The sequence below is a fragment of the Paeniglutamicibacter sp. ORCA_105 genome (assembly GCF_045798545.1).
In the GTDB taxonomy this organism is placed as follows: Bacteria; Actinomycetota; Actinomycetes; order Actinomycetales; family Micrococcaceae; genus Paeniglutamicibacter; species Paeniglutamicibacter sulfureus.
In genome coordinates this window covers 93,301-113,930 of record NZ_JBIXLM010000010.1, presented here as the reverse complement: position 1 = coordinate 113,930, position 20,630 = coordinate 93,301, and the positions used below count along the sequence as shown (strand labels likewise).

Sequence of the window (20,630 nt, the reverse complement as noted above, 5' to 3'; positions counted from 1 at the left end):
GGCTCCCACGTCGGCTGCGACGCATCGGACGAGTGCGAACTTGAACCTGCGGCAGGATCCGGGCACGCATTCCAGGTCGTTGACGGTTCTTGCCAAGGGCACGGCGGTTACCCGGACGGGCAAGGCCAGCGGTGTTTGGTGGGAGGTCAAGGCCGGTTCGCGGACCGGTTGGGTGAGTTCCAACTACTTGACGAAGAGCACGGGCCAGGCACCCGGCCCCGCTCCGGTCGCCGGCGCCAATCGCTGGGTGGACGGCACCCAGCCGATGTATGCCCAGGCCTCGCTATCCTCCAAGCGCCTCGCGGTGCAAACCGGCGGGACAAAGGTCCGGCTGATCAAGAGTTCCGGCAACTGGTCCTTCATTGAGACGCCGACCGGTCAGGGCTGGCTCCCCAGTTCATCCTTGGCCAGCAGCGAACCGGGCAACAATTCCACCTCGTACCGGTGGACCGCCTATGCAGCCAACGTCCGCACCGGCCCCTCAACCGCTTTCAGCACCTTGGGCGTCATCCCGGCAAACCAAAAAACGACCTACCTGAAAACCTCCGGCGGCTGGTCGCAGGTCAAGACCTCGAAGGGAACGGGCTGGATCAAGAACACGCTGCTGACCAGCGTCCAGTACCAAGCCCCGAAGGAGCTGCAGCCGATGACCCGGGCCATGATCCGGGAAGTCCAGGACCTCTTCGGGGCCGGGATCAGCAGCGTAGGCGGTTCGCGCGCCGGCTCTATCGGTCACAGCGCCGGCCTGGCCGCCGACTTCATGATCAAGGATTATTCCTCGGCCGCCGGCATCGAGGCGGGCGACCGGATGGCCAAGTACTTGGTGGAAAACCACAAACGGCTGGGCATCAGTTACCTGATCTGGCGCGATGAGCTGTGGCTGGCCGAGGACGGCCAATGGGGACCATATTCAACCAGTGGCTGGGGCAAGCACCTGGAATCCTCGCGCGGATGGAACGACACCACGCGGCACATGGACCACATCCACGCTGAGATCTCTGCCTCCCGGGCCAACAAGTAATTTGTCGGAGCCCAGGTTGGCCTCGGGGCAGGGACAAGGCCTGCTTCACGGGCGATGAAAACCCTGCTCGGCACCGGTCCTTCGCCCCGGCAACCGCCGACGTTGTGCGACCGGGCCGAGGCGCCGCCGCAATTGGCGACCGCTTGGCCCTGCGCGTAGCGGGGGGAGGGCTGCCGTGGATTCGCCAAGTGCGGTGCGCTTCGATACGTTCGAGAGAGGACCCCCCAAGCCCACCTTCCGCCATGGCAGGCCTTCGCCTATCCGTACGCCACGTCACGACGGGGGAGGAGGCCCCAATCCGGAAGGAACCGGTGTCTCGAACATGACGGATACACCCGCAACACCCGCCAAGGCCAAGCTGCCGTGGTTCTGGATCCTGCCGATTCCGGTCGCCCTGGTCCTGGGCATTGTCATCGGCATGCAAATAGCGGGGTCCGGAGGTGCCGGGCCGGCACCGGCCGCCGCGGTTGCCCCTGAAAGCCCCAGTGAACCGGAGCCATCGGCCACCGGGCAACGAATCAACGTGGAGCGGCTCGACCCCGGCGACCCCACGGCGGTCGGCGCACTCGATGCGCCGGTTGTGATGGTGACCTATTCCGACTACCAGTGCGGCTATTGCGCCAAATGGGCGTCGGAATCCCTGCCGGAGCTGCTGGAGGCGTACGTGGATGGCGGCCGACTGCGCATCGAGTATCGCGACATCATGTTCTTTGGCGAGAACTCGCGGCAAAGCGCCGAACTTGCCGTCGCGGCCGGAAAGCAAGGAAAGTACCAGGCCTTCCACGACGCGATCTTCGCCAAGGGCGCCACCGCGAAGGACGCCGACTACTCCGAAGAGGGAATCAAGAAGCTGGCCCAACGCATTGGGGTCGACGCGAAGCGGTTCGTTGCAGATGCGGAGCACGCGGATACTGCCGCGCTGGTCCAAAAGAACCACGACGAGGCCAGCGCCCTGGGCGTCACCGGCACCCCGACCTTCATCGTCAATGGTCGCCCGATCATCGGTGCCCAGCCGCTGGATGTCTTCGTGCGGGCCATCGACGAAGAACTGGGCCGCTGAGCGCCGTGGAAATCGGGTTCGCCTATGCATTGATCGGTGGAATGCTTGGCGTACTCAGCCCCTGCAATGCATTGTTGCTGCCGGCGTTCTTCGCCAACATCGCGACCTCGCGTGCCAGGCTCCTGAGCCTTGGTTCCGTGTTCCTGGCGGGCCTGCTAGCCACCCTGGTCCCGCTCGGACTGGGTATGGGATGGCTGGGCGGAACCTTCACCATTGACCGCGGCGTCTTGCTCGGCGGAGCCGGATGGGTGCTTGTTGCCCTGGGGCTGCTCTCGGCGTTTGGCGGAGGGATAGATTTTTTCCGTCTGGTTCCGGGCCGGCCCCGGCCCGTCGCCGGATCGCTCGCCGGCACATTTGCCCTGGGTGCCGTTTCCGGCGTGGCTGGATTCTGCACGGGCCCGGTGTTGGGCGCGATCCTTACCCTCGCACTGTCTTCCGCGTCCCCGGCCCGCGGCGGAACGCTGTTGGGGCTTTACGGCCTAGGCATGGTGCTGCCGATCATGTTCATTGCCCTACTGGTCCGCAAACTCGGCCACCGTTCCCTTTCATGGATGCGAGGGCGGCGATTCCGTGTGGGCAGGTTGCGCCTGCACACGACCTCCTTGGCGATGGGGGCGGTCACCGTGCTCGTTGGTTGGATCCTCATCTTCACCAATGGCATGGCCGCCGTGCCCGAGCTGTTGCCCTCGAACTGGATCGCCGCATTTGAAAACCTGGGAAGGCAAGTTGACGCAGCCGTTCCGTCGTGGGCCTGGACGGCACTGGTCGGCGCATTGTTGCTGATCGGGTGGCTTCGTGCCGCCGTCCGCAGGACCAGCGGAACGGGTGGCGCCGACGCCTCGAGAGACCCGTCGGCAGGCAGGTCCGACCCCGATGAAGGCGTCCCGGAATTCCGCTAGCGATGCCCTCCGCGAGCATTTCCGCTGATAAGCTGGAGTATCGAATCTATGTTCTAGGAAGGGCGGGGTCTATGTTCGGAATGGACCAGCCGCAGCCGCCGCCCCCGCAGCCGGAATCCCAGGGGCCCGTTGGAGCCGTTGAGGCCATGGGGTTTCCCTCGCCGGCCAGGGACTACTACAGCGGAGGAATCGACCTGAACCGCCTCTTGATTCGGGACAGGACGTCGACATTCCTGATGCGGGTCTCCGGGAATGCCATGGCCTCTTCCGGAATCAGCCACGGAGACGAAGTCATCGTGGACCGGGCCTTGGCCCCACGCGACGGATCGGTGGTCATCGCCGTCCAGGACGGCGAGCTGGTCATCCGCCGCCTCGTGTCCACCCGCGGCACTATGGTCTTATGCAGCGACGAGCAGCCGCAGGAGCGGGCCGAGGCCGTGACCGAGGAAACCACCATTTGGGGCGTGGTCACCAGATGCCTGCACCATGTTTGAGTCGTCGGCGACCGAACCGAGAGGGGCGCGCGCCACGTCACCTGGAGCGCATCGACGTGCGTAGCCACACCGCTGCCAAATGCCCTGTGCCGGGTGAGCGGCATTGGTCCCGGAGCGAACCTTCGGCAGGGGAGGCCCGATGACCGACCGGATCGCGCTCGTGGACGTCAACAATTTCTATGTTTCCTGCGAGCGGGCCTTCGACCCCAAACTCAACGGCAGGCCGGTTGTGGTGCTTTCAAACAACGACGGCTGCGTTGTCGCGCGCTCGCAGGAGGCCAAGGACCTGGGCATCACCACGGGCGCACCGTTCTTCCAGGTCAAGCAATTCATCCAAAGCCATGGCATGGCCGTGCGCTCGAGCAACTACGAACTGTATGGGGACATGAGCGCCCGGGTCATGGAGGTCCTCTCGCGGTTTGGCACCTGGCAAGAGGTCTACTCCATCGACGAGTCCTTCCTGGGCATCCAAGGCAATCCCGACCAGCTCGGTGAGCTGGCCACACGCATCCGCGCGGCCGTGGGACGAGGGGTAGGGGTTCCTGTCTGCGTGGGAGTGGCCCCGACCAAGACCCTGGCGAAGTTCGCCAACCACGTGGCCAAGCACAATACGCATCTGGGCGGTGTGTGCTCCATGGACTCCATGGATCCGGGCCTCATCGAGAACATCCAGTCCCGCGTCCCCGTCACCGACCTGTGGGGAGTCGGAGCCCGCACCGGTACCAAACTTGCCGGGATGGGCATCGCCAGCATCGCGGACCTCAAGGCAGCGGATGTCACCGAGATCCGCAAGAAGTTCTCCGTGGTCCTCCAACGCACGGTCCTGGAACTCAACGGAACCCCGTGCATTCCCCACAACGAAGAACGCGCCGACAAGCAGCAGATCATGTACTCGCGGTCCTTCTCCAGCCCGGTGAGCACCATCGAGGACATGGTCGAGGTCATGTCGATCTATGCCCAGCGGGGTGCGGCCCGGCTGATGTCTGATGGGCTTTGGGCCACGCTACTCACCGTCACCGCAGGGACCAGCCGCTTTGCCGGAGGGGAAGCCTCGTTTCCGTCGGTGACGCTCAAGCTTCCCTCACCGACCCAGGACCCAATCCTGCTGACCCGCCTGGCCGTTGGAGCCATGCGCGAAATCATGCGGCCCGGCGCCGCATACGTGCGCGGAGGAGTCGTGCTTTCCGCCTTGCAGCCCGACCCCGGGCAGGCCGCCTTCGGAATCTTTGAACAGGACATTTCGACAAAGCATGTCGGCGACGTACTGGGTGCCGTCAAGGCCAAATTCGGGAACAAATCCATCGGACTCGGTTCCGGGGGACTGGCAGTGGAACCGGGCTGGTCGATGAAGCGGGAGTTCTCCTCGCCCAAGTTCACTACCGATTGGGCGGAAATCCCCGTGGTGAAGGCCTAGCTGTCTCGGTCTCGGACGGAGGCACAGATTTCCTCCGGGCAGCCCTGCCAAGTCTTGGAAAAGAACGCCACGATTTCCAGTCCGCGTTCGAAGCGGTACTTCACTGCCGGTCCGCCGTTCACAGCGCTCGCCGAGCGCCGGATACCCATGAGGAAGAACTCGCACACCGACACGTAGTTCCACAGGTCCATGGCTGTATCAATGACTTCGTCGTGGGTCATCCATTCCCGGTCTTCGACTACGGCTTCTGCAAAGTCGAGCACGATTTTCCGGTCAACGGCATGGTGCTGTCCGCAATCGCACCATTCAATACCGCGGGACGGCATCTGCCAGACATCTGGAACCAGCTCGGTGTCGGACGGTTCTTCCGGGGCATGCCGGCGGGAAATACCCGACTGCAGCGTGCCCTCAGTGGTCGTCGTTCTGAGGAGTGCGCTCGGTGCCAATTGGTTCCTCCTTGAAATGTCCTGTGCCCAGCATAGGCTTGCCCTCCGACAGCTTGGCCGGGTGCCGGGGAAACTGCGTCAGGCGGCAACAAGAACTTTCCATGAAATCGACCCGGTTGAAATCCCCGTGGCAATCCCTGGACGGGGAAGACGTCGAGAACAATGAGTGTCTCGTCACGATTGGTGGGTCTGGGTGCCACCGTCCGCGCATTTTTCTGGCACGCTGAAGGTGGTTGAGAAAAGAGGCTGCGCACCATGAGCATTTCACGAGCAAAAATTTCCCTGCGGTGCAGGATATTGCCACTGGTGGTCCTTACAGCACTGGTGTTGGCCGGTTGCACCCCTTCCCCGGCACCGGCACCGACAGACAGCGCCGGTACGTCGGCGCCCGGGAACACCGCCCCTTCTTCCAGCCCGACCCCATCGACGGACCCGAACCAGAGCCAGACAACACCCGGCAACGGACCCACGTCCGCCCCGCAGCAAAGCGCCGCCGAAAAGACCCTCGATTCCATGGGCCTGGAAGAAAAAATCGGGCAGGTTCTCATGGTCGGCGTCCCGGCCACCGGAAGCAGCTCGGCCGACCGGGCGGTCATTGCGGAGCATGCCCTGGGGAATTTCTTCCTGAAGGGCAGAAGCGGCGCCGGCAACACGACAACGGCCGCAGTGGTCGACAAGGTCGAATCCACCATCTCCAAAACCCTGTCGGCGGATATCGACCCGTTTGTGGCAACCGACCAGGAAGGCGGCTCGGTCCAGGTCCTGAAGGGCAGTGGCTTTTCAACCTTGCCGGCCGCACTGACCCAGGGCGGCTGGGCCACCCAAACGCTACGTGAGGAGGCCTCTGACTGGGGCCAAGAACTTGCTGAGGCGGGAATCAACGTCAACCTTGCACCGGTCGCGGACACTGTCACTTCGGCCGCGTTCGCCCCCTCCAATGCGCCCATCGGATACTGGAAACGTGAATACGGGTACGACCCAGATACCGTCTCGGCGGCTTCCCGCGCATTTTCCGCCGGGATGCTGGCGGCTGGTGTGGACCCGGTGATCAAGCATTTCCCCGGCCTTGGCCGCGTCACCAAGAACACCGACACCACAAGGAATGTCACCGACACCCGGACCACCCGGCACGACGCCTACCTCAAGCCATTCAAGGACGGAATCGCCGCCGGCAACGACTGGGTAATGGTCTCGAATGCCTACTATGCCAAGATCGACGCCAAGAACATCGCTCCGTTCTCCTCGACCGTCATGCGCGGGATGCTGCGCGAGGACCTTGGGTTCGACGGAATCATCGTTTCCGACGACATGTGCGAGGCCGCGCAGCTGGATCCTTGGGCCCCCAGTGCCCGTGCCTTGCGCTTCTTCGAGGCAGGAGGCACCATGATGCTCTGCGTCAATGCCGGCAACATGCCGGCCATAGCCAAGGCGTTGCATGCCAAGGCGAGCAAGGACCCGGCTTTTGCCCGCATCATCGACTCCGCGGCACTGCGGGTGCTCGAGGTCAAGGAACGCCGCTAGGGGCGGCCCTCCCGGCCTCGATCCTGCGCCCACGTGCGGGTGTCGTCAACCATGGGATCCGAGCAACGAAAGCAGGGCGGACTCCGGCCTGAAATCCGTCTGGCCGGGACAAATGAGCGCGGCCGCGGCACCGGTGGCCGGGGAGGTGAAGACGGCGCTCCTGTAGCCGGGCCCGGATCCTCCATGCCCCCAGAGCCCCAGCCCGGCGTCGATCATGACACCGGCGCCGTAGCGCGGTTCTTTCCAGGGTGCCGGCGCCTGCACGGGAACCGAATCCATGAACGCCGCGCGCGCGGCGTTGGACAGTGCCGACGGGAAGAGCGGGTTGGATTCCGCGAAGAGATCCCCGAACCCCAGTAGATCCGCGGGTGTGGAGAAGGCCGCGCCGGCTGGTCCCGCCCACAGGGTCGAGTATCCGGAAGGGGTCAGCGAGGTTTCGGGTTTCGGGTTCCGGGTAGCGGGTCGAGGTCATGTCCGCGGGCTCGAAGATCTCCCGATGCAGGTATTGGCCCAGGGACATGCCCGTGATTCCCTCCAGCATGGCTCCCAGGTACCAGTATCCCGTGTTGCCATAGGAGAATGTGCCAGGCGTCTCCCGGGTGCTGGCTGCGGAAATTTCCTCCAGCTCCCAGGGTTCGCCGGGATCCGCGCTGATGGCGCGCTGGTAATCCGGGTTGGCGGTGTAGTTGCCCAGCCCCGCGGTGTGCGTCAGCACTTGGGCGATCGTGCAGCCCGTTGGGGCACCGGGCAATCGCGAGGCCAGGGGATCGGCGAGTGTGAGCAGCCCGGCATCGACGGCACGCAGGACGCCGGCGGCAACGAACATCTTGGTCACGCTGAAGACCGGCAACGGCTCGGCGGGACCGGAAACCTGTATGCGGGCCCCGTCCCGGGGGCCGCGATAGGCCGCCACCGAACCGGTGGGAAGCTGCCGGAGAAGGACCTCGAAGGCCAACGCGTCGTCCATGGCTCCGAGCCTAGTCCCGAAGGCCGTCGGTATAGCGGAAAAGGCGCGGCCCGGGGCCGGGACAGCGAATGGAATTCCACTGTCCAGGCCCCGGGCCGCGTCCTTGGGTGCCGATCGTTCATTCGGCACCGTTGGTCCGTGCTACTTGCGAACCTCCACATCCACCAGCTGGGCGCGATTGCCAGAGGCGTTGTGCAGGTGCAGGAACAGGGCCTTGGCATCGGTGGCTTCCGGGGCGACGGTGGCGGTCAGCTTGTTCTTGTCCAAGTCGGCAAACACGGTTCCGGCACCGGCGAAGGACAAGGCCGGGGCGATCGCATTGAAGTCGATCCAATCGGTCTCGTCCACCGGGGCCAGGGCACCGGATTCATCGGAGTTGTAGAAGGAGTACGTGCTCACGCGGTAGGAAATCGGGGCACTGGATCCGTCCAGTCCCAGCGCCGCCAGCGACACCGGGAAGCCTGCCACGTTGGTGTCGAAGGTGTTGGAGTCCACGTCACCGGTCAGGCCGTTGAGCAGCTGCAGGTCCACCTGTTCGAAGGACTGCAGGCTGTAGGTGGCCACCAGGTCCGCGTCCAGTTCGTCAGCGTAGGTGTTGAAGGTGACGAAGTCGGCCACCGAGTCGCCGTTGGTGTCGATCTCGATGTTGACCTCGGTGGCGCCGGCCAGGTGGGCCCAGTTGCCCCAGGTGCTGACACCGAAGTTCAGCAGGCCGTCGGCTGCTCCCGTGGTGGGGGCGGTGGACGCCGCTCCGACGTGCTGCAGGTCCATCTCACGGGCCCCGGGAACATCGTCGGTGCTGTCGGGCAGGCGGTCCGAGGAGGCGCCGTGCTCGAAGGCAGAGACCAGCGAAACCACCTGGGTGTCTCCGGAACCTGCGCGGATGTCGTCGCCGGCCATGTCGATGGTGCCGGAAGTCGCGCCCTTGGCGAACTTGACCTTCTTGGCCGCCATGTCGGAGACCAGCTTCGGTGCTGCATGCACCGGGACGCGCAGCGTCGGGGCCGTGGAGCTGGAAAGCTCCACGCGGCCCGAGACATCGGCGACCCAGGCCCGCGGCAGGCCAAGCTGGGCCCGGTCCATGGTCGGATCGATGGTCTTGGCGTACTTGCGTGCGTCGACGTTCAGGGTGACGTTGACCTTGGTGCTGGCCCCGGCCTTGAGCGTGACCGTGTTCCGGTCCAGGCTGTAGCTTGCGCCGGGGATCTTGGTGGCCGGCACGTACTTCACGTTATAGGTCTGGGTCTCATCGGACTTGTTGACCACGGTGATGGACTTGGTGGCTTTGTACTTGTTCTTGTCCACCTCGATGACCCCGAAGACCACGGTGGTCAGGTCCGGATCGTCAGTGGCGTAGGCATAGGCCGGGGTGCTGATCGCGGCGTCCGCCACGACGCGGCCGGAGCCCACGCGGTTGGGCCCGTAGGCCTGGCCGTTGGCGGCGAGGATGTCCACCGTCGCGGTGTTCATCACGATGGACTTGACCTCAAGTGCGGTGTAGTCGCCGCTGCCGGCCACGAGGGCGGCAATGCCCGCGGTGTGCGGGGTCGCCATGGAGGTGCCGGACTTGACGGCCGGGCCGGTGCCGGTTCCGACACCGACGGAGCCGATGAGCGTGCCGGGGGCCGCGACGTCGGGCTTCACCACGCCCTCCGAGCCGTGCACTCCGCGTGAGGAGGACGAGTTCAGGGTGTCCCCGAGTCCGGACTCGCTCGATGCGGTTCCGACCATGGCCGGGTCAAGGGTGACGTTCAGCGTTCCGGCCTGGGCCGCGGGACGCAGCTGGTCGGAGTAGGCCTTGGTGAACTGCGCTCCGGGGATCGTGGAATTGCCGGCGATGCCTGCCTCGAAGACCGAGACCTCGGCGTCCAGGATGACGCCGGTGGCACCAGCGGCCTCGGCGTTGTTGAAGCGGGTACCCGAGCCACAGGGGAACTCGAGGTTTTCGCTCCACTGCAGCCAGACCCACTTGCCGGTCAGGGAACCGGGCTCAAAGGCGGTGCAGCCGAAGGCGTTGGCGGCCGGGGCCATGATGACCTCGCCGGTGAGCGTGGCCGGGTCGGCGGTGGTGTAGTTGAAGTTGGCCGAGTATTGCCCGGCCGCGGTTCCGGCGACGTCGGCAGGGGCATTGACGGTGATGCCATCGAGGGTGACCCTGGAGGCCACGGAATTGGCGACGGTGAGCGAGGAGCGGGCGTTGCCCGGCGAGCCGCCGACGTCGGTGACGTCCCCGGCGTTTCCGGAGGCCACGACCGAGAGGATGCCCAGGTCGGTCAGTGCGTTGACGATGTCGTTTTCCGGGTCGTCCGCGGGTGCATGGTCCGAACCGAGCGACATGTTTACGACCTGGGCGCGGTCATCGAAGTTGCCGTCGTTGTTGGGATCCAGGACGTAGTCAAGGGCCTGGCCGACCACGGCGGAGGAGCCGCCGCAGCCAAAGACGCGGATACCGACCAAGGCGGCTTCCGGTGCGCTGCCCGGGCCGATGCGCATGCCCGCCACCTCATCGGCGGTGAGCTTGGTGTAGTCCCCGGTGAACGTGCTCCCGTCGGCATTCACGCCGTTCCCGGCGGCAGACCCTGCGACATGGGTGCCGTGGCCTGAGGCTGCGCAATCCAGCGGGTTGGAATCGGGACGGGGAACCGGCTGGTAGTCCGGTGCGCTCGGGTCGGCGTTGTAGTCATCGCCCACCAGGTCCCAGCCGCCGATGAACTTGGCCGGGTCATACAGCCCGGAGTCCCTGGCCGGCAGGACATCGGAGGACTTCGCCTCGGAGTAGGCCTGGAGTGTGCCCGGGCCGCCGAAGCCGGCATGCGTGTAGTCGATGCCGGTATCCAGCACCGCGATCCTGATGCCCTCGCCTGTTTCCTTCAGCGCTGTCCACGCCTCGAGGGCGCGGGTGTCGATGTCGGCGTTCTTGTTCTCCTGCGTCTTGGGCACGATCGCGGTGATCTTCTTGACGTCGGGACGCGCGGCCAGGGCGCGCAATGCCTCGGCGTCCCCGCGCAGTGCCACGCCCGGAAGCGAATTGGTGGTCGTGTAGATGACATCGGCCTTGGCGGCCTTGGCCGCAGACTTGCCCTTGGCCTTGATGCCGTCGCGGATTTCCTTGACCTTGGCGGGGTTCTTGACCGACTTGCCCCGCGGGGCTTTGGCGCTTTCCGGCTGGGTCGCTTCGAAGGCGCCTTCGCCCTCGAACTGCACATAGACAGAGACTTCTCCCTTGGCCACGGACAGGGGGCCGGAGACCTTCAGGTCCTTCAATGCCTTGGGGGCGAGTCCCCCCAGGGATGGTGAATCCGACCCTGGTGCCGGGTCGATCGTGGGTGGTGCCGCAAGGGAAGGGACGGACATGGTGACGGCCAGGGCAAGCCCCGAGGCCGAAGCCAGGATCGTCCGCGCAAGTCTGTGACGACGCGGGTTGGACATGGTTCTCCTTGTATCCGAAGGGAGTGACGCGGGAGGAAACCCATGGCTGCTTATCGGTGTCCGTCCCACGCATATCTTATGTGAGCCGAGGCACATATCAAGGGGTTGTTTGAGATTTCCCCGAATGTGTCCCGGCAAAGTGTCGGCGGGGATCGATAACCTGTGGTCAGTCGGCGAACCTCTTGGGGAGGTTGGCCGCCCGGAGCGCCGGCACTGCGTCCGGAAACGTGCAGATGGCATCGGGCAAGGACGCCGTCGAAACGGTTTTCGGGCTGGATGCCGGTGTTCCGCGGGCGTTTTTTGGGGAAACGCAAAAGCGCTGGTCCCGTGCATGCACGGGACCAGCGCTTCAACCAACCTGCGGTGTGTGAAATTCCTAGCGCGAGCCGCCCTGCCACAAGGCATCGAAGGGGGCTGCGGAGGAAACGCGGTTCTTGATGCCCTCGGTGACAAAGGCCTTGGCGTTGCGTGCCGCCTGCAATGGCGACTCGCCCTTGGCCAGCTCGGCGGTGATGGCCGCTGCCAGCGAGCAACCGGCACCCGACACGGCGACTTCCCCCACCTTCGGGGCGGACAACACCTCGAGGGTCTCGCCGTCGTAGAACACGTCCACGGCATCGCTGCCGGAGAGTCGGACACCGCCCTTGGCCAGCACCGCCGCACCGGAGAGCGCATGGATCTTCTTGGCGGCCTCGGTCAGGTCCTCGACGTTGTTGATGCTCATCCCGGAAAGGGACTCGGCCTCGAAGTGGTTCGGCGTGACGAACGTTGCAAGCGGCAGCAGGGTCGACTTGAGCGCTTCGTCGGTGTCCAGGGCGTGGCCCGGTTCCTGGCCCTTGCAAATCAACACCGGATCCAGCACGACGTTGTCCCATGCCTGGTCCTTGAGCGCGGCCGCAACCGTGTTGATGGTGGCAGGGCAACCCATCATGCCCAGCTTGACGGTCTTCAGGTCCCCGGCATAGCAAGTCTGGATCGCCTCGAGCTGGTCGGCAATCACCTGCGTCTCCACCGGCACGAAACGGTGGTTCCAGTTGTCCTTCGGGTTGAAGGACACAATGCAGGTCAGGGCAACGATCCCGTAGGTGCCCAATTCCTGGAACGTCTTCAGGTCGGCCTGGGCGCCGGCGCCGCCGGTTGCTTCGGAGCCGGCGATGGTCAGGGTAACGGCGGGACGGATCCCGGTGGAGGCAGAAGTCATGCATTCATTTTAGGCGGTTTCCCGCGGGGCCCACACGCACGGGGTTGTCCGGTGCCGCGCCGGGCACAGTAAACGGGAACTAAGACCTGGTGAAGGTGGTCAGCTGGGTCGCATTTGACCATCCGGCGCCTCGTTCGGAACGCGTGCCGGCGGCGGTGTCGGCTGCGGTGACCATGAAAAGCACCGGCAGCCCCTGGCGTGCCGCCGTGGCGGCAAGGTTCGCAAGGATCGCGGCGCGGAACTGCTCGACATTGGAAGTGGCGGTGATGCTTGGGTCGCACAGGAGCGCGAACCCCTCGGCGAAGCGGATCCGGCCTCGGCCGACAGGAGCGTCGAAATCCGCGATTTCGACCACGTCGTAGTCGTTCATGGGGGCCTCGAATAGGCTTGCCGTTTCCGGCAGCACAGCCACCTGCTCCACGTCGTTGGCAAGCGCCACCAGCAGGACGCGCCGATCGCTCAGGCTCCAGCCCCGTGCGGCAAGTTCCCGGCTCGCGACCCCGTCCGGGGAACCCAGGAACGTCAGCCTGGTCTGTCCCTGATGCCCCGAAAGCCCTGGATCTCCCAGCAGGGTGGGCAGTTCCTCGGGAACGGGCCAGGTGCTGATGATTTCGTAGTCGCTTCCGTCTTCGGCGATGCTATGCAGTCGTCCGGCTTCGTCGCGGACCACCGTGCGGTCGCGAATCAGGGCAAAAGCATGGACCCAGGGAGGAAGGTTTGAGGACTCGAATGGCATCTGGCGGCTCCTGTTCCATGGACGGGCAACGGAATGGCGACTCGGGACACAAAATGAGCGCTGATCTGTGGCGACCGTTGCGTTTCGCGCCCCGTGCGAGGCTTCACCTCCGACTCTACGCCTGAAGCTGCCGAATCCGGGGTTGCCCGTTCGGCAGGGCAGGGAATTGGAAGAGGGAGAGGCCTAGGTTGCGGTGCGCACCAGAGAGAGCACGTCGTCGAGGATGCTGCGGACCACGGGCATTCGCGAGAGCACTACCAAGCGCGCGACCACCGGGGCAACGTTCTTGATGAGCCGCAGGCTGCGTGCGGCACCCGGGGACGAGTCGTAGGCCCAGAAAAGGAGAATGCCCCGTTGAACCAGCCACAGCAATTGGGGCAGTTCCGTTCGAATGGCCAACGGGGGCAGGGGCCTGCTGGCCGTCACCACCTGGCGCCACAATCCGAGTTCCATGGCTCGCTGGACATTGCCGAGCTCTGCGTTGGAACCGGAAAAGGCCGTCCGAATAAACGCGGGTCCGAACTCGCGGAAGGGCGTCATGATGTCCAGGCCTTTGCCCAACGCAATGCGCAGGTTCGTCTCGAGGTTGTTCCCTGGCACCAACAATGGCCAAGTAGCCGTCCGGTGCTCCTCGATTAGCTGGCGGAACAACTCATGGACGATGGCGTCCTTGGAATCGAAATAGTAGTAGGCATTGCCCAGGGAAAGCCCGGATTCCTGGGCAATCGAGCGCATTGTGGTCCCTGCGAATCCCTTGGCGGCGAAGAGCCCAATGGCCGTGTCCAGCAGCAGCTGGCGCGTATGGGCGCTCTTGGCGGTCGGCTTTCCCACGGAGCTCCTTTCCACGCTGGGCATTGGTCTCAATCATAGCCAGTTTTGAACGCGTTCAAAACCAAGATCTCCGGTATGCAGGCCTTGAAAGGCCCAATGCGATGGCTCTATGGGGCCCCGGGATCGCGAAAGCGCCAAATCGGAGGCAGCGAAGGCATGGGATACTTGAAGCTCAAGTGCTAATACAGCGAGTGGTCCCCACGACCCCGATTTCCTTGGCTGCGTCGATCGCGGCGGGAGTCGTTGCGCCGGGACCGGCTTGGCGAACCACTTCTTCGATTGGGAATCACCATGGGCGAAAACACCGCCTCAACAACACAACGTCCGAAGGCCCCGCGTGCCATTTTTGCGTCCGCGGGAAGCCCCTACTTTTCGACAGTGCTTGCACTGATGGCCGTCGTGGTCATCCTTTCCAACGTCGGTGCCGCCAAGGGCGTCACCTTCGGCCCCATCGTCACCGACGGAGGGTTCTTCCTCTTCCCCTTGGCCTACATCCTCGGTGACGTCATTTCCGAGGTCTACGGATTCAAGGTCGCCCGCCGCGCCATCATCACCACCTTTGCACTGGCGGCCTTCTCCACCCTGTGCTTCTGGATCATGATCCAGCTGCCCGCGGCCGAATGGTACGACGGGCAGGAAGCCCTCGAACGCACGCTGGGCCCGGTCTGGCTCATCGTGCTGGCCTCGCTGCTCGGCTTCCTGGTCGGGCAGACCCTGAACTCCTGGGTGCTGGTGAAGATGAAGGAACGCTTCGGCGAACGCGGGCTGGTGGGCCGCCTGATGAGCTCCACCGGGGTGGGCGAATTCGCCGACACCCTGATCTTCTGCTCGATTGCCGCCACCGTCATCGGAATCACCGACATTCCCACGTTCATCAATTACGTGGTGGTCGGGTTCGTCTACAAGACTGCTGTGGAGTTCCTCTTTGTCCCGGTGACCACGCTGGTGATCCGCTGGTTCAAGCGCCGTGAACCCAGCTACGAGCTGCATGCCCCCGTGTCGGACGGCGTCGCGTAGGCAAACCGCAACACGAATACGGAGGCGGTGGCCTCTTCGCTTTCACTTGGCGAAGGAGCCATCGCCTTTTCGATGCTCCCGGGGCATGGCACGCGCGGTATTGGATGATCAGGGTGTTTGGCCGTTGGACAATGGCGGCACCGGCACGTTGCGGTGATTGCGTCCCCGGCTGCGCCTATTCTGGGCACATGGAACTACTCACGGCCGCCGGGCTGAGCTCGGCCGCGGGACTGAACGCGTATATTCCCCTGCTCGTGCTGGGGTTGCTGAACCGCTTCACCTCATGGGTGGCGCTGCCCGAGGGATGGGGCTGGCTTTCCAACGGCTGGGCGCTGGGAATACTGGCGGTGCTGCTGGTCATCGAGGTCGTGGCAGATAAGATTCCGGTGGTTGACTCGGTCAACGACGCACTGCAAACGGTGGTGCGCCCGGCCTCCGGCGGACTCGTCTTTGCCTCCGGCGTCGGATCCGAGACCGTTGCCGTGGCCGACCCCGGCGACACCTTCGGCTCGGCCCAGTGGGTGCCGCTGCTCATAGGCGCGGCGATCGCACTGGCGTTCCACCTGCTCAAGTCAGGGTCGAGACCGCTGTTGAACCTGGGCACGGCCGGGGTTGCCGCCCCGGTGGCGAGCACCGCCGAGGACGGGGCATCGCTGGGCCTGAGCCTGCTGGCCATCGCCTTGCCCGTGCTGGTCCTGCTGGTAGCCGTGGGGCTGGCCGTGCTGTTGCTTATTGGCGTTCGCAGGCTGCGGCCAAGAAAGGGCAGCCCCGCGGGCTAGGCCCGCTTCGGCGGCTTAGGCGGAGACGGTTTCCAGGCCCTGCGGGTCCGGAGCGCCGGCGTAGTAGCGGGAGTGGACACGTTCCTTAAGCTCGTAGAAGGTGCCGTCCTCGATGGCCGCACGGGCGTCGTCGACCATCTTCACCACGAAGCGCTCGTTGTGGATGGAAATCAGCGTGTGGCTGAGAAGCTCCTTGGCCTTGAAAAGGTGGTGGATGTAGGCGCGCGTGTAGTGCTGGCAGGTGTAGCAGTCGCACTCCTCGGACAGGGGAGTGAAGTCAGTCTTGTATCGCTGGCCCGAAAGGTTGAACCGGCCGTGGGGAGTGTAGAACGCCGAGTTGCGGGCCACCCGGGTGGGGGAAACACAGTCAAAGGTGTCCGCGCCGTTCTCGATGGCCGTGAAGAGGTCGTCGGGCTCGGAGATCCCCAGCAGGTGGCGCGGCTTGTTCTCCGGAAGTTCCTCGGCGCACCAACCCACGATGGTGCCCAGGTTTTCCTTTTCCAGCGCGCCCCCGATCCCGAAACCGTCAAAAGCCATGGCGCCGAGGTCCCGGCAGGCCTGGCGGCGCAGGTCTTCGTACTGGGCGCCCTGGATCACGCCAAAGAGCGCCTGGTAGTCCTTGCCCACGCGGGAATCGGTGAGGTTGAAGTGCTCTGCCACGCAACGCTCGGCCCACAGGCGGGTGCGTTCGAGCGACTCGACCTGGTAGCCGCGGGAATTCTGCAGCGTGGTCAGCTCATCGAAGGCGAACATGATGTCGGCGCCGATCTTGTGCTGCACGTTCATCGACACCTCCGGGCTGAAGCGGTGCTTGTTGCCGTCGATGTGGCTCTTGAACCAGACGCCGTCGTCATCCACGTTGGCCAGGCGTTCCTTGCCCGGGGCCACCGCGTCGTCGGGACCGGACTGGTCCACCGATTTCATGTCGATCACCTTCTTGAATCCCGAGCCCAGGCTCATGACCTGGAATCCGCCCGAATCGGTGAAGGTGGGTCCGGACCAGTTCATGAACTTTCCCAGCCCGCCGGCGGTGTCAAGGATGTCGGCCCCGGGCTGAAGGTAAAGGTGGTAGGCGTTGGCCAGCACCGCCTGCGCCCCAAGTTCGGCCACGGATTCGGGCAGCAGGGCCTTGACCGTCGCCTTGGTACCAACGGCAATGAATGCCGGTGTCTTGATCTGCCCGTGCGGGGTGGTGATCACGCCCGTGCGTCCGTTGGACACCGAACCGTCGGTGCGGGTCAGCCGGGTTCCGACGTCGAAGGAGAACTCGTCCTGGCGCGGATGGGGGGCAGTGGCATCAAAAGAATCGTTCGGCACCTACCTAGTGTGCCGCATGCCCCCGGCATGGCGGCAAAAACCGGCGCGTGCGGTGGCTCACCCCGCGCTATTCCTTCCCTCACAAGAGCCGCCTTCGAGGGGATTCGCGGCGTAGCGTTGGACGAAGGTGTAAGGAAATGCAGGACCGAGAGAACGGCGACGAACCACACGCATGGGCAAGAACTTTGATGGATTGCTGACCCTGGGGCCGGCACACAACGACCACTGGATCGCGTTGCGCACGGCCGTGGGGATCTTTGTTCCGCTCTTTGCCCTGCTGGCCATCGACCGTCTGGACCTGATGGTCTTCGTGATCTTTGGCGCCTTCACAGGTGTTTACGGCCGGGTTCCTGGCTACGCAAACCGGCTAGTGGCCCAGTCAAAGGCCGGCGGCCTGTTCCTGGCGGTGATCCTTGCCGCCGCGCTGGCCTCGCACTACCTCGTAAACCACGACGACCCTGCGGCAAGTGCCTGGATGATCGTCGGGCTTACGACAGTGGTTTCCGGGATTTGCTCGGTCCTCACCGGGTTCCTGCAATTGCGCCCCGGCGGGTCGCTCTTCCATATCTTTGCCTTCGCTGCCATCGCCTCGATGCCGCACCAGCCACCGCTGGCCGAATCAATGGCCGCCGCGCTGGGCGCGGTACTGTTCGCGATAGTCCTGGGATTCTCCGGGTCGCTCTTCGCCAAGGGGACATCCTGGGGCCCGTACCTCGCCCCGGCCCCGCTGTCGCGGCCCGTTCGCCTGGCGATCTGGAACGAGGCGCTGCTGTACCTGCTCGCTGCGGGGCTGGCCGGATCCATCGCCAACCTGCTGGCCCCGGCGCTGTCCACCGGTCACAGCTACTGGGCCATGGTGGCGGCTGTCGTGCCGCTGGTGGGCCACACCACCAGGCACCGCGTGCGTCGCGGCGTCCACCGTATCCTTGGCACGCTCACCGGGTTGGTGTTGATGGCGGCCATCATCGCCTTCGCGCCGCCCGTCTGGGTGCTGCTGGCCATGATCGGGCTGCTGCAGTTCGCTGCCGAGATGTTCATAGCGCGCAACTATTTTCTGGCCCAGATCTTCGTCACGCCGCTGGCCCTGGTGGGTGTCTCCTTCGGGACGGGGTTGAACAACGTGTTGCTCTACGACCGGATGCTCGAAACCATCATCGGAGCCCTCGTGGGCATGCTGGTGGTGCTGCTCGGATCGCTTTACGGGGCCTGGTTCCGCCGCCGCCTGCTGCCCGAAATCGGTTAGCAGGCGGCGCCGTTCAGCATGTTAGCGGACGTAGCCGACGTGGGCGAGCGCCTGGCGAACCAAATTCTCCCGGCCGCCGGCGAACTCCTCCTGGATGCTCGGGCTCAGCGCCTCCTCGGGCGTCAGCCAGGTTAGTTCAAGCGCGTCCTGGCGCGGGGAGCATTCGCCGCGCACCGGCACGATGTAAGCCAGCGCAACGGCGTGCTGCCGTTCGTCGGTCAACCCGGTTTCCGAGGGGGACGGGAAATACTCCGCCACGGTGAAGGGTGCCGGGGACGGCGGCAACTGTGGCATGGCCATCGGCCCCAGGTCCTTCTCGATGTGGCGGGTCAGCGCCGCACGGATGGTCTCTCGGTACATCACACGGCCCGAAACGAAGGTGCGCAGCATCCGCCCTTCGGGATCGGCCGTCAGCAGCAGGCCGATCTCGGTGACATAACCGAGCGGATCCAGGCGCACCGGGATGGCTTCGATGTAGAGCATGGGCAGCCGGGCGCGGGCCTCGTAGAGGTCTTCGTCGGACAGCCAGCCGGGATAGGGATCCGGAGTGCGAACGTTCATGTCTCCATCTTGTCCCATCCGGGGGTCGGCGGGCCACGTCGCGGACCGTGTTGTGTGATTCCGGGGATGTTTTTCACTTTCGGGAATCAACCGTCGCCCCCCGACGCTAGAATGAAATGTTCCGCAAAAGCCCACCCCCCACTTTTCATGGAAGAGGCCACCGACCGTGACCGAGACCGGCACCAAACTCAACCCCAAGGATCTGGCCACCATCACGGTGCTGATCGTTTCCGCGTTCGTGGTGATCCTCAACGAAACCATCATGAACGTGGCGCTGCCGGTGCTCATGCACGAGTTCAAGGTCAGCGAGGAGGCCATCCAGTGGCTTGCGACGATCTTCATGCTCACCATGGCCGTGGTCATCCCGGCCACAGGTTTCCTGCTCCAGCGCTTCAGCACCCGCGGGGTGTTCATGCTGGCGATGGGATTGTTCTCCCTGGGCACGCTGCTGGCCGCCGCGGCCCCGGGCTTCGGCCTGCTCTTGGTTGCCCGTGTCATCCAGGCTTCCGGCACGGCGATCATGATGCCGCTGCTGATGACCACGATCCTGGACCTGGTGCCCGCCCACAGGCGCGGGGTCATCATGGGCAACGTGTCGATCGTGATTTCCGTGGCCCCGGCCATCGGCCCGACCATCTCGGGTCTCATCCTGCATTCGCTGTCGTGGCGCTTCATGTTCCTGATCGTCGCGCCGATCGCCTTGGCGGCACTGTTCATTGGTGCACCGCGTCTGAACAAGGTCGCCGAGGCCTCCACGATGCCGCTGTCAATCCCCTCGGTGTTGTTGTCCATCCCGGCCTTTGGCGGACTGGTCTTCGGACTCAGCCGACTCTCGGCCAACGGGCTGGACGGGCAGACGCTGTCCATCTTGGTGGTTGCAGTGCTCTCGCTGGTGGCCTTCACCATGCTGCAGCTGCGCCTGCAGAAGAAGAACCATGCGCTGCTTGACCTGCGCACCTTCACCTACCGCCCCTTCACCCTGTCGCTCTCGCTGATGGTGCTGGCCATGGTGGCGCTCTTCGGCGTGATCATCCTGCTGCCGCTGTACCTGCAAAACGTGCGCGGCCTGGACACCCTGGCCACCGGCCTGATGCTGTTGCCCGGCGGGCTGCTCATGGGTCTGCTGGCCCCGTTCGTCGGTCGGCTCTTCGACCGGGTTGGCCCGCGCCCGCTGATGATCCCGGGAACCGTGATCCTGGTGCTGGTGCTCTTCGGCTATTCGCGCCTGCTGGGCGCCGAGACCGCCCTCGGCGTGATCATCGCGCTGCACCTGACCATGTCGCTGGCGCTGGCGCTGATCTTCACCCCGGCGTTCACCACGGCACTGAACCCGCTGCCGCATTCCCTGCATTCCCACGGCTCCGCGGTGCTCTCCACCCTGCAGCAGCTGGGCGGCGCTGCCGGAACCGCATTGCTGGTCGGCGTCCTGGCCTCGCGGATCGGCGCAGGTGCCGCGGCCGGAACCGACCCCATCCAGGCCCAGATCAACGGCTTCTCCGCCGGCTTCCTGGTGGCCTCGATCTGCGCCGTGGGCATGGTGGTCATCGCCCTGTTCCTGACGAAGGCCAAGGTGCCGGCCACGGACGCCGCCGAGCAGCACGCGCACTAGGAACCAGCGCCCGGGTACCGGGTTTCCGTTGGACGGTTCCCCTGTCATTCCCCCCTTTTTTGCGGGGGATGGCGGGGGAAGCGTT

17 protein-coding genes and 1 pseudogene are annotated in these 20,630 nt (G+C 64.9%); 10 read left to right on the top strand and 8 right to left on the bottom strand.

From position 1 onward, the window contains the following. The 5 genes from ACIPUB_RS07340 to ACIPUB_RS07320 all read left to right on the top strand — a co-directional run. The coding region (locus tag ACIPUB_RS07340) for an SH3 domain-containing protein (RefSeq protein ID WP_407606783.1) at nt 1-1,021 on the top strand (1,021 nt) is incomplete at its 5' end. Between the two features lie 322 nt (nt 1,022-1,343). After that, nucleotides 1,344-2,081, top strand: coding sequence for a DsbA family protein (locus ACIPUB_RS07335; protein WP_407606782.1), 738 nt, complete (start codon nt 1,344-1,346; stop codon nt 2,079-2,081). 5 nt (nt 2,082-2,086) lie between these two features. Then, entirely contained in the window at nt 2,087-2,980 is an 894-nt protein-coding gene (locus tag ACIPUB_RS07330) for a cytochrome c biogenesis CcdA family protein (protein ID WP_407606781.1), read from the top strand. A gap of 71 nt (nt 2,981-3,051) precedes the next feature. Next, a complete protein-coding gene (locus ACIPUB_RS07325) occupies nt 3,052-3,474 on the top strand; it encodes a LexA family protein (RefSeq protein WP_407606780.1) in 423 nt (140 codons plus the stop codon). A gap of 139 nt (nt 3,475-3,613) precedes the next feature. Then, nucleotides 3,614-4,888 carry a Y-family DNA polymerase gene (locus ACIPUB_RS07320; RefSeq protein ID WP_407606779.1) on the top strand — a complete coding sequence of 425 codons (1,275 nt, stop codon included), beginning with the start codon at nt 3,614-3,616 and terminating at the stop codon, nt 4,886-4,888. Here the strand turns inward: ACIPUB_RS07320 and ACIPUB_RS07315 are convergent. Then, nucleotides 4,885-5,334, bottom strand: coding sequence for a hypothetical protein (locus tag ACIPUB_RS07315; RefSeq protein ID WP_407606778.1), 450 nt, complete (start codon nt 5,332-5,334; stop codon nt 4,885-4,887). The two genes, ACIPUB_RS07320 and ACIPUB_RS07315, sit on opposite strands and share 4 nt — an antisense overlap. A gap of 255 nt (nt 5,335-5,589) precedes the next feature. Here ACIPUB_RS07315 and ACIPUB_RS07310 point away from each other — a divergent pair, with 255 nt between their 5' ends. Next, entirely contained in the window at nt 5,590-6,855 is a 1,266-nt protein-coding gene (locus ACIPUB_RS07310; RefSeq protein ID WP_407606777.1) for a glycoside hydrolase family 3 N-terminal domain-containing protein, read from the top strand. A 45-nt stretch (nt 6,856-6,900) separates the two neighbouring features. Here ACIPUB_RS07310 and ACIPUB_RS07305 read toward each other — a convergent pair. The 5 genes and pseudogenes from ACIPUB_RS07305 to ACIPUB_RS07285 all read right to left on the bottom strand — a co-directional run bounded on the left by ACIPUB_RS07305 (nt 6,901) and on the right by ACIPUB_RS07285 (nt 14,019). Beyond that, a pseudogene (locus ACIPUB_RS07305) lies at nt 6,901-7,822 on the bottom strand (serine hydrolase domain-containing protein). A gap of 141 nt (nt 7,823-7,963) precedes the next feature. After that, complete coding sequence (locus tag ACIPUB_RS07300) at nt 7,964-11,251, bottom strand: S8 family serine peptidase (RefSeq protein WP_407606776.1); 3,288 nt, start codon at nt 11,249-11,251, stop codon at nt 7,964-7,966. A gap of 376 nt (nt 11,252-11,627) precedes the next feature. Continuing rightward, nucleotides 11,628-12,452, bottom strand: coding sequence for a bifunctional hydroxymethylpyrimidine kinase/phosphomethylpyrimidine kinase (thiD, locus tag ACIPUB_RS07295; RefSeq protein WP_407606775.1), 825 nt, complete (start codon nt 12,450-12,452; stop codon nt 11,628-11,630). A 79-nt stretch (nt 12,453-12,531) separates the two neighbouring features. Beyond that, entirely contained in the window at nt 12,532-13,188 is a 657-nt protein-coding gene (locus ACIPUB_RS07290; protein ID WP_407606774.1) for a hypothetical protein, read from the bottom strand. Nucleotides 13,189-13,371: 183 nt separating this feature from the next. Next, nucleotides 13,372-14,019 (bottom strand): TetR/AcrR family transcriptional regulator, encoded by a 648-nt coding sequence (locus ACIPUB_RS07285; RefSeq protein ID WP_407606773.1) that lies wholly within the window; start codon nt 14,017-14,019, stop codon nt 13,372-13,374. A 291-nt stretch (nt 14,020-14,310) separates the two neighbouring features. Here ACIPUB_RS07285 and ACIPUB_RS07280 point away from each other — a divergent pair, with 291 nt between their 5' ends. Together ACIPUB_RS07280 and ACIPUB_RS07275 are read left to right on the top strand one after the other, a co-directional pair. After that, nucleotides 14,311-15,036: a queuosine precursor transporter gene (locus ACIPUB_RS07280; RefSeq protein ID WP_407606772.1), complete on the top strand. Its 726-nt coding sequence runs from the start codon at nt 14,311-14,313 to the stop codon at nt 15,034-15,036. A gap of 188 nt (nt 15,037-15,224) precedes the next feature. Beyond that, the gene (locus ACIPUB_RS07275; protein WP_407606771.1) at nt 15,225-15,815 is read left to right on the top strand and encodes a DUF4126 domain-containing protein; all 591 of its coding nucleotides are present in this window, start codon (nt 15,225-15,227) and stop codon (nt 15,813-15,815) included. Between the two features lie 15 nt (nt 15,816-15,830). Here ACIPUB_RS07275 and tgt read toward each other — a convergent pair whose 3' ends face one another. Further along, nucleotides 15,831-17,132, bottom strand: a complete 1,302-nt coding sequence (tgt, locus tag ACIPUB_RS07270; protein WP_407606770.1) for a tRNA guanosine(34) transglycosylase Tgt — start codon at nt 17,130-17,132, stop codon at nt 15,831-15,833. Nucleotides 17,133-17,304: 172 nt separating this feature from the next. Here tgt and ACIPUB_RS07265 point away from each other — a divergent pair, with 172 nt between their 5' ends. Continuing rightward, entirely contained in the window at nt 17,305-18,375 is a 1,071-nt protein-coding gene (locus ACIPUB_RS07265) for an FUSC family protein (RefSeq protein WP_407606769.1), read from the top strand. Between the two features lie 21 nt (nt 18,376-18,396). Here the strand turns inward: ACIPUB_RS07265 and ACIPUB_RS07260 are convergent, their stop codons facing one another. Beyond that, a complete protein-coding gene (locus tag ACIPUB_RS07260) occupies nt 18,397-18,936 on the bottom strand; it encodes an NUDIX hydrolase family protein (protein WP_264269946.1) in 540 nt (179 codons plus the stop codon). A gap of 166 nt (nt 18,937-19,102) precedes the next feature. On the opposite strand from ACIPUB_RS07260, the gene ACIPUB_RS07255 reads away from it, so the two are divergent. After that, complete coding sequence (locus ACIPUB_RS07255) at nt 19,103-20,545, top strand: DHA2 family efflux MFS transporter permease subunit (RefSeq protein ID WP_407606768.1); 1,443 nt, start codon at nt 19,103-19,105, stop codon at nt 20,543-20,545. Nucleotides 20,546-20,630 lie beyond the last annotated feature (85 nt).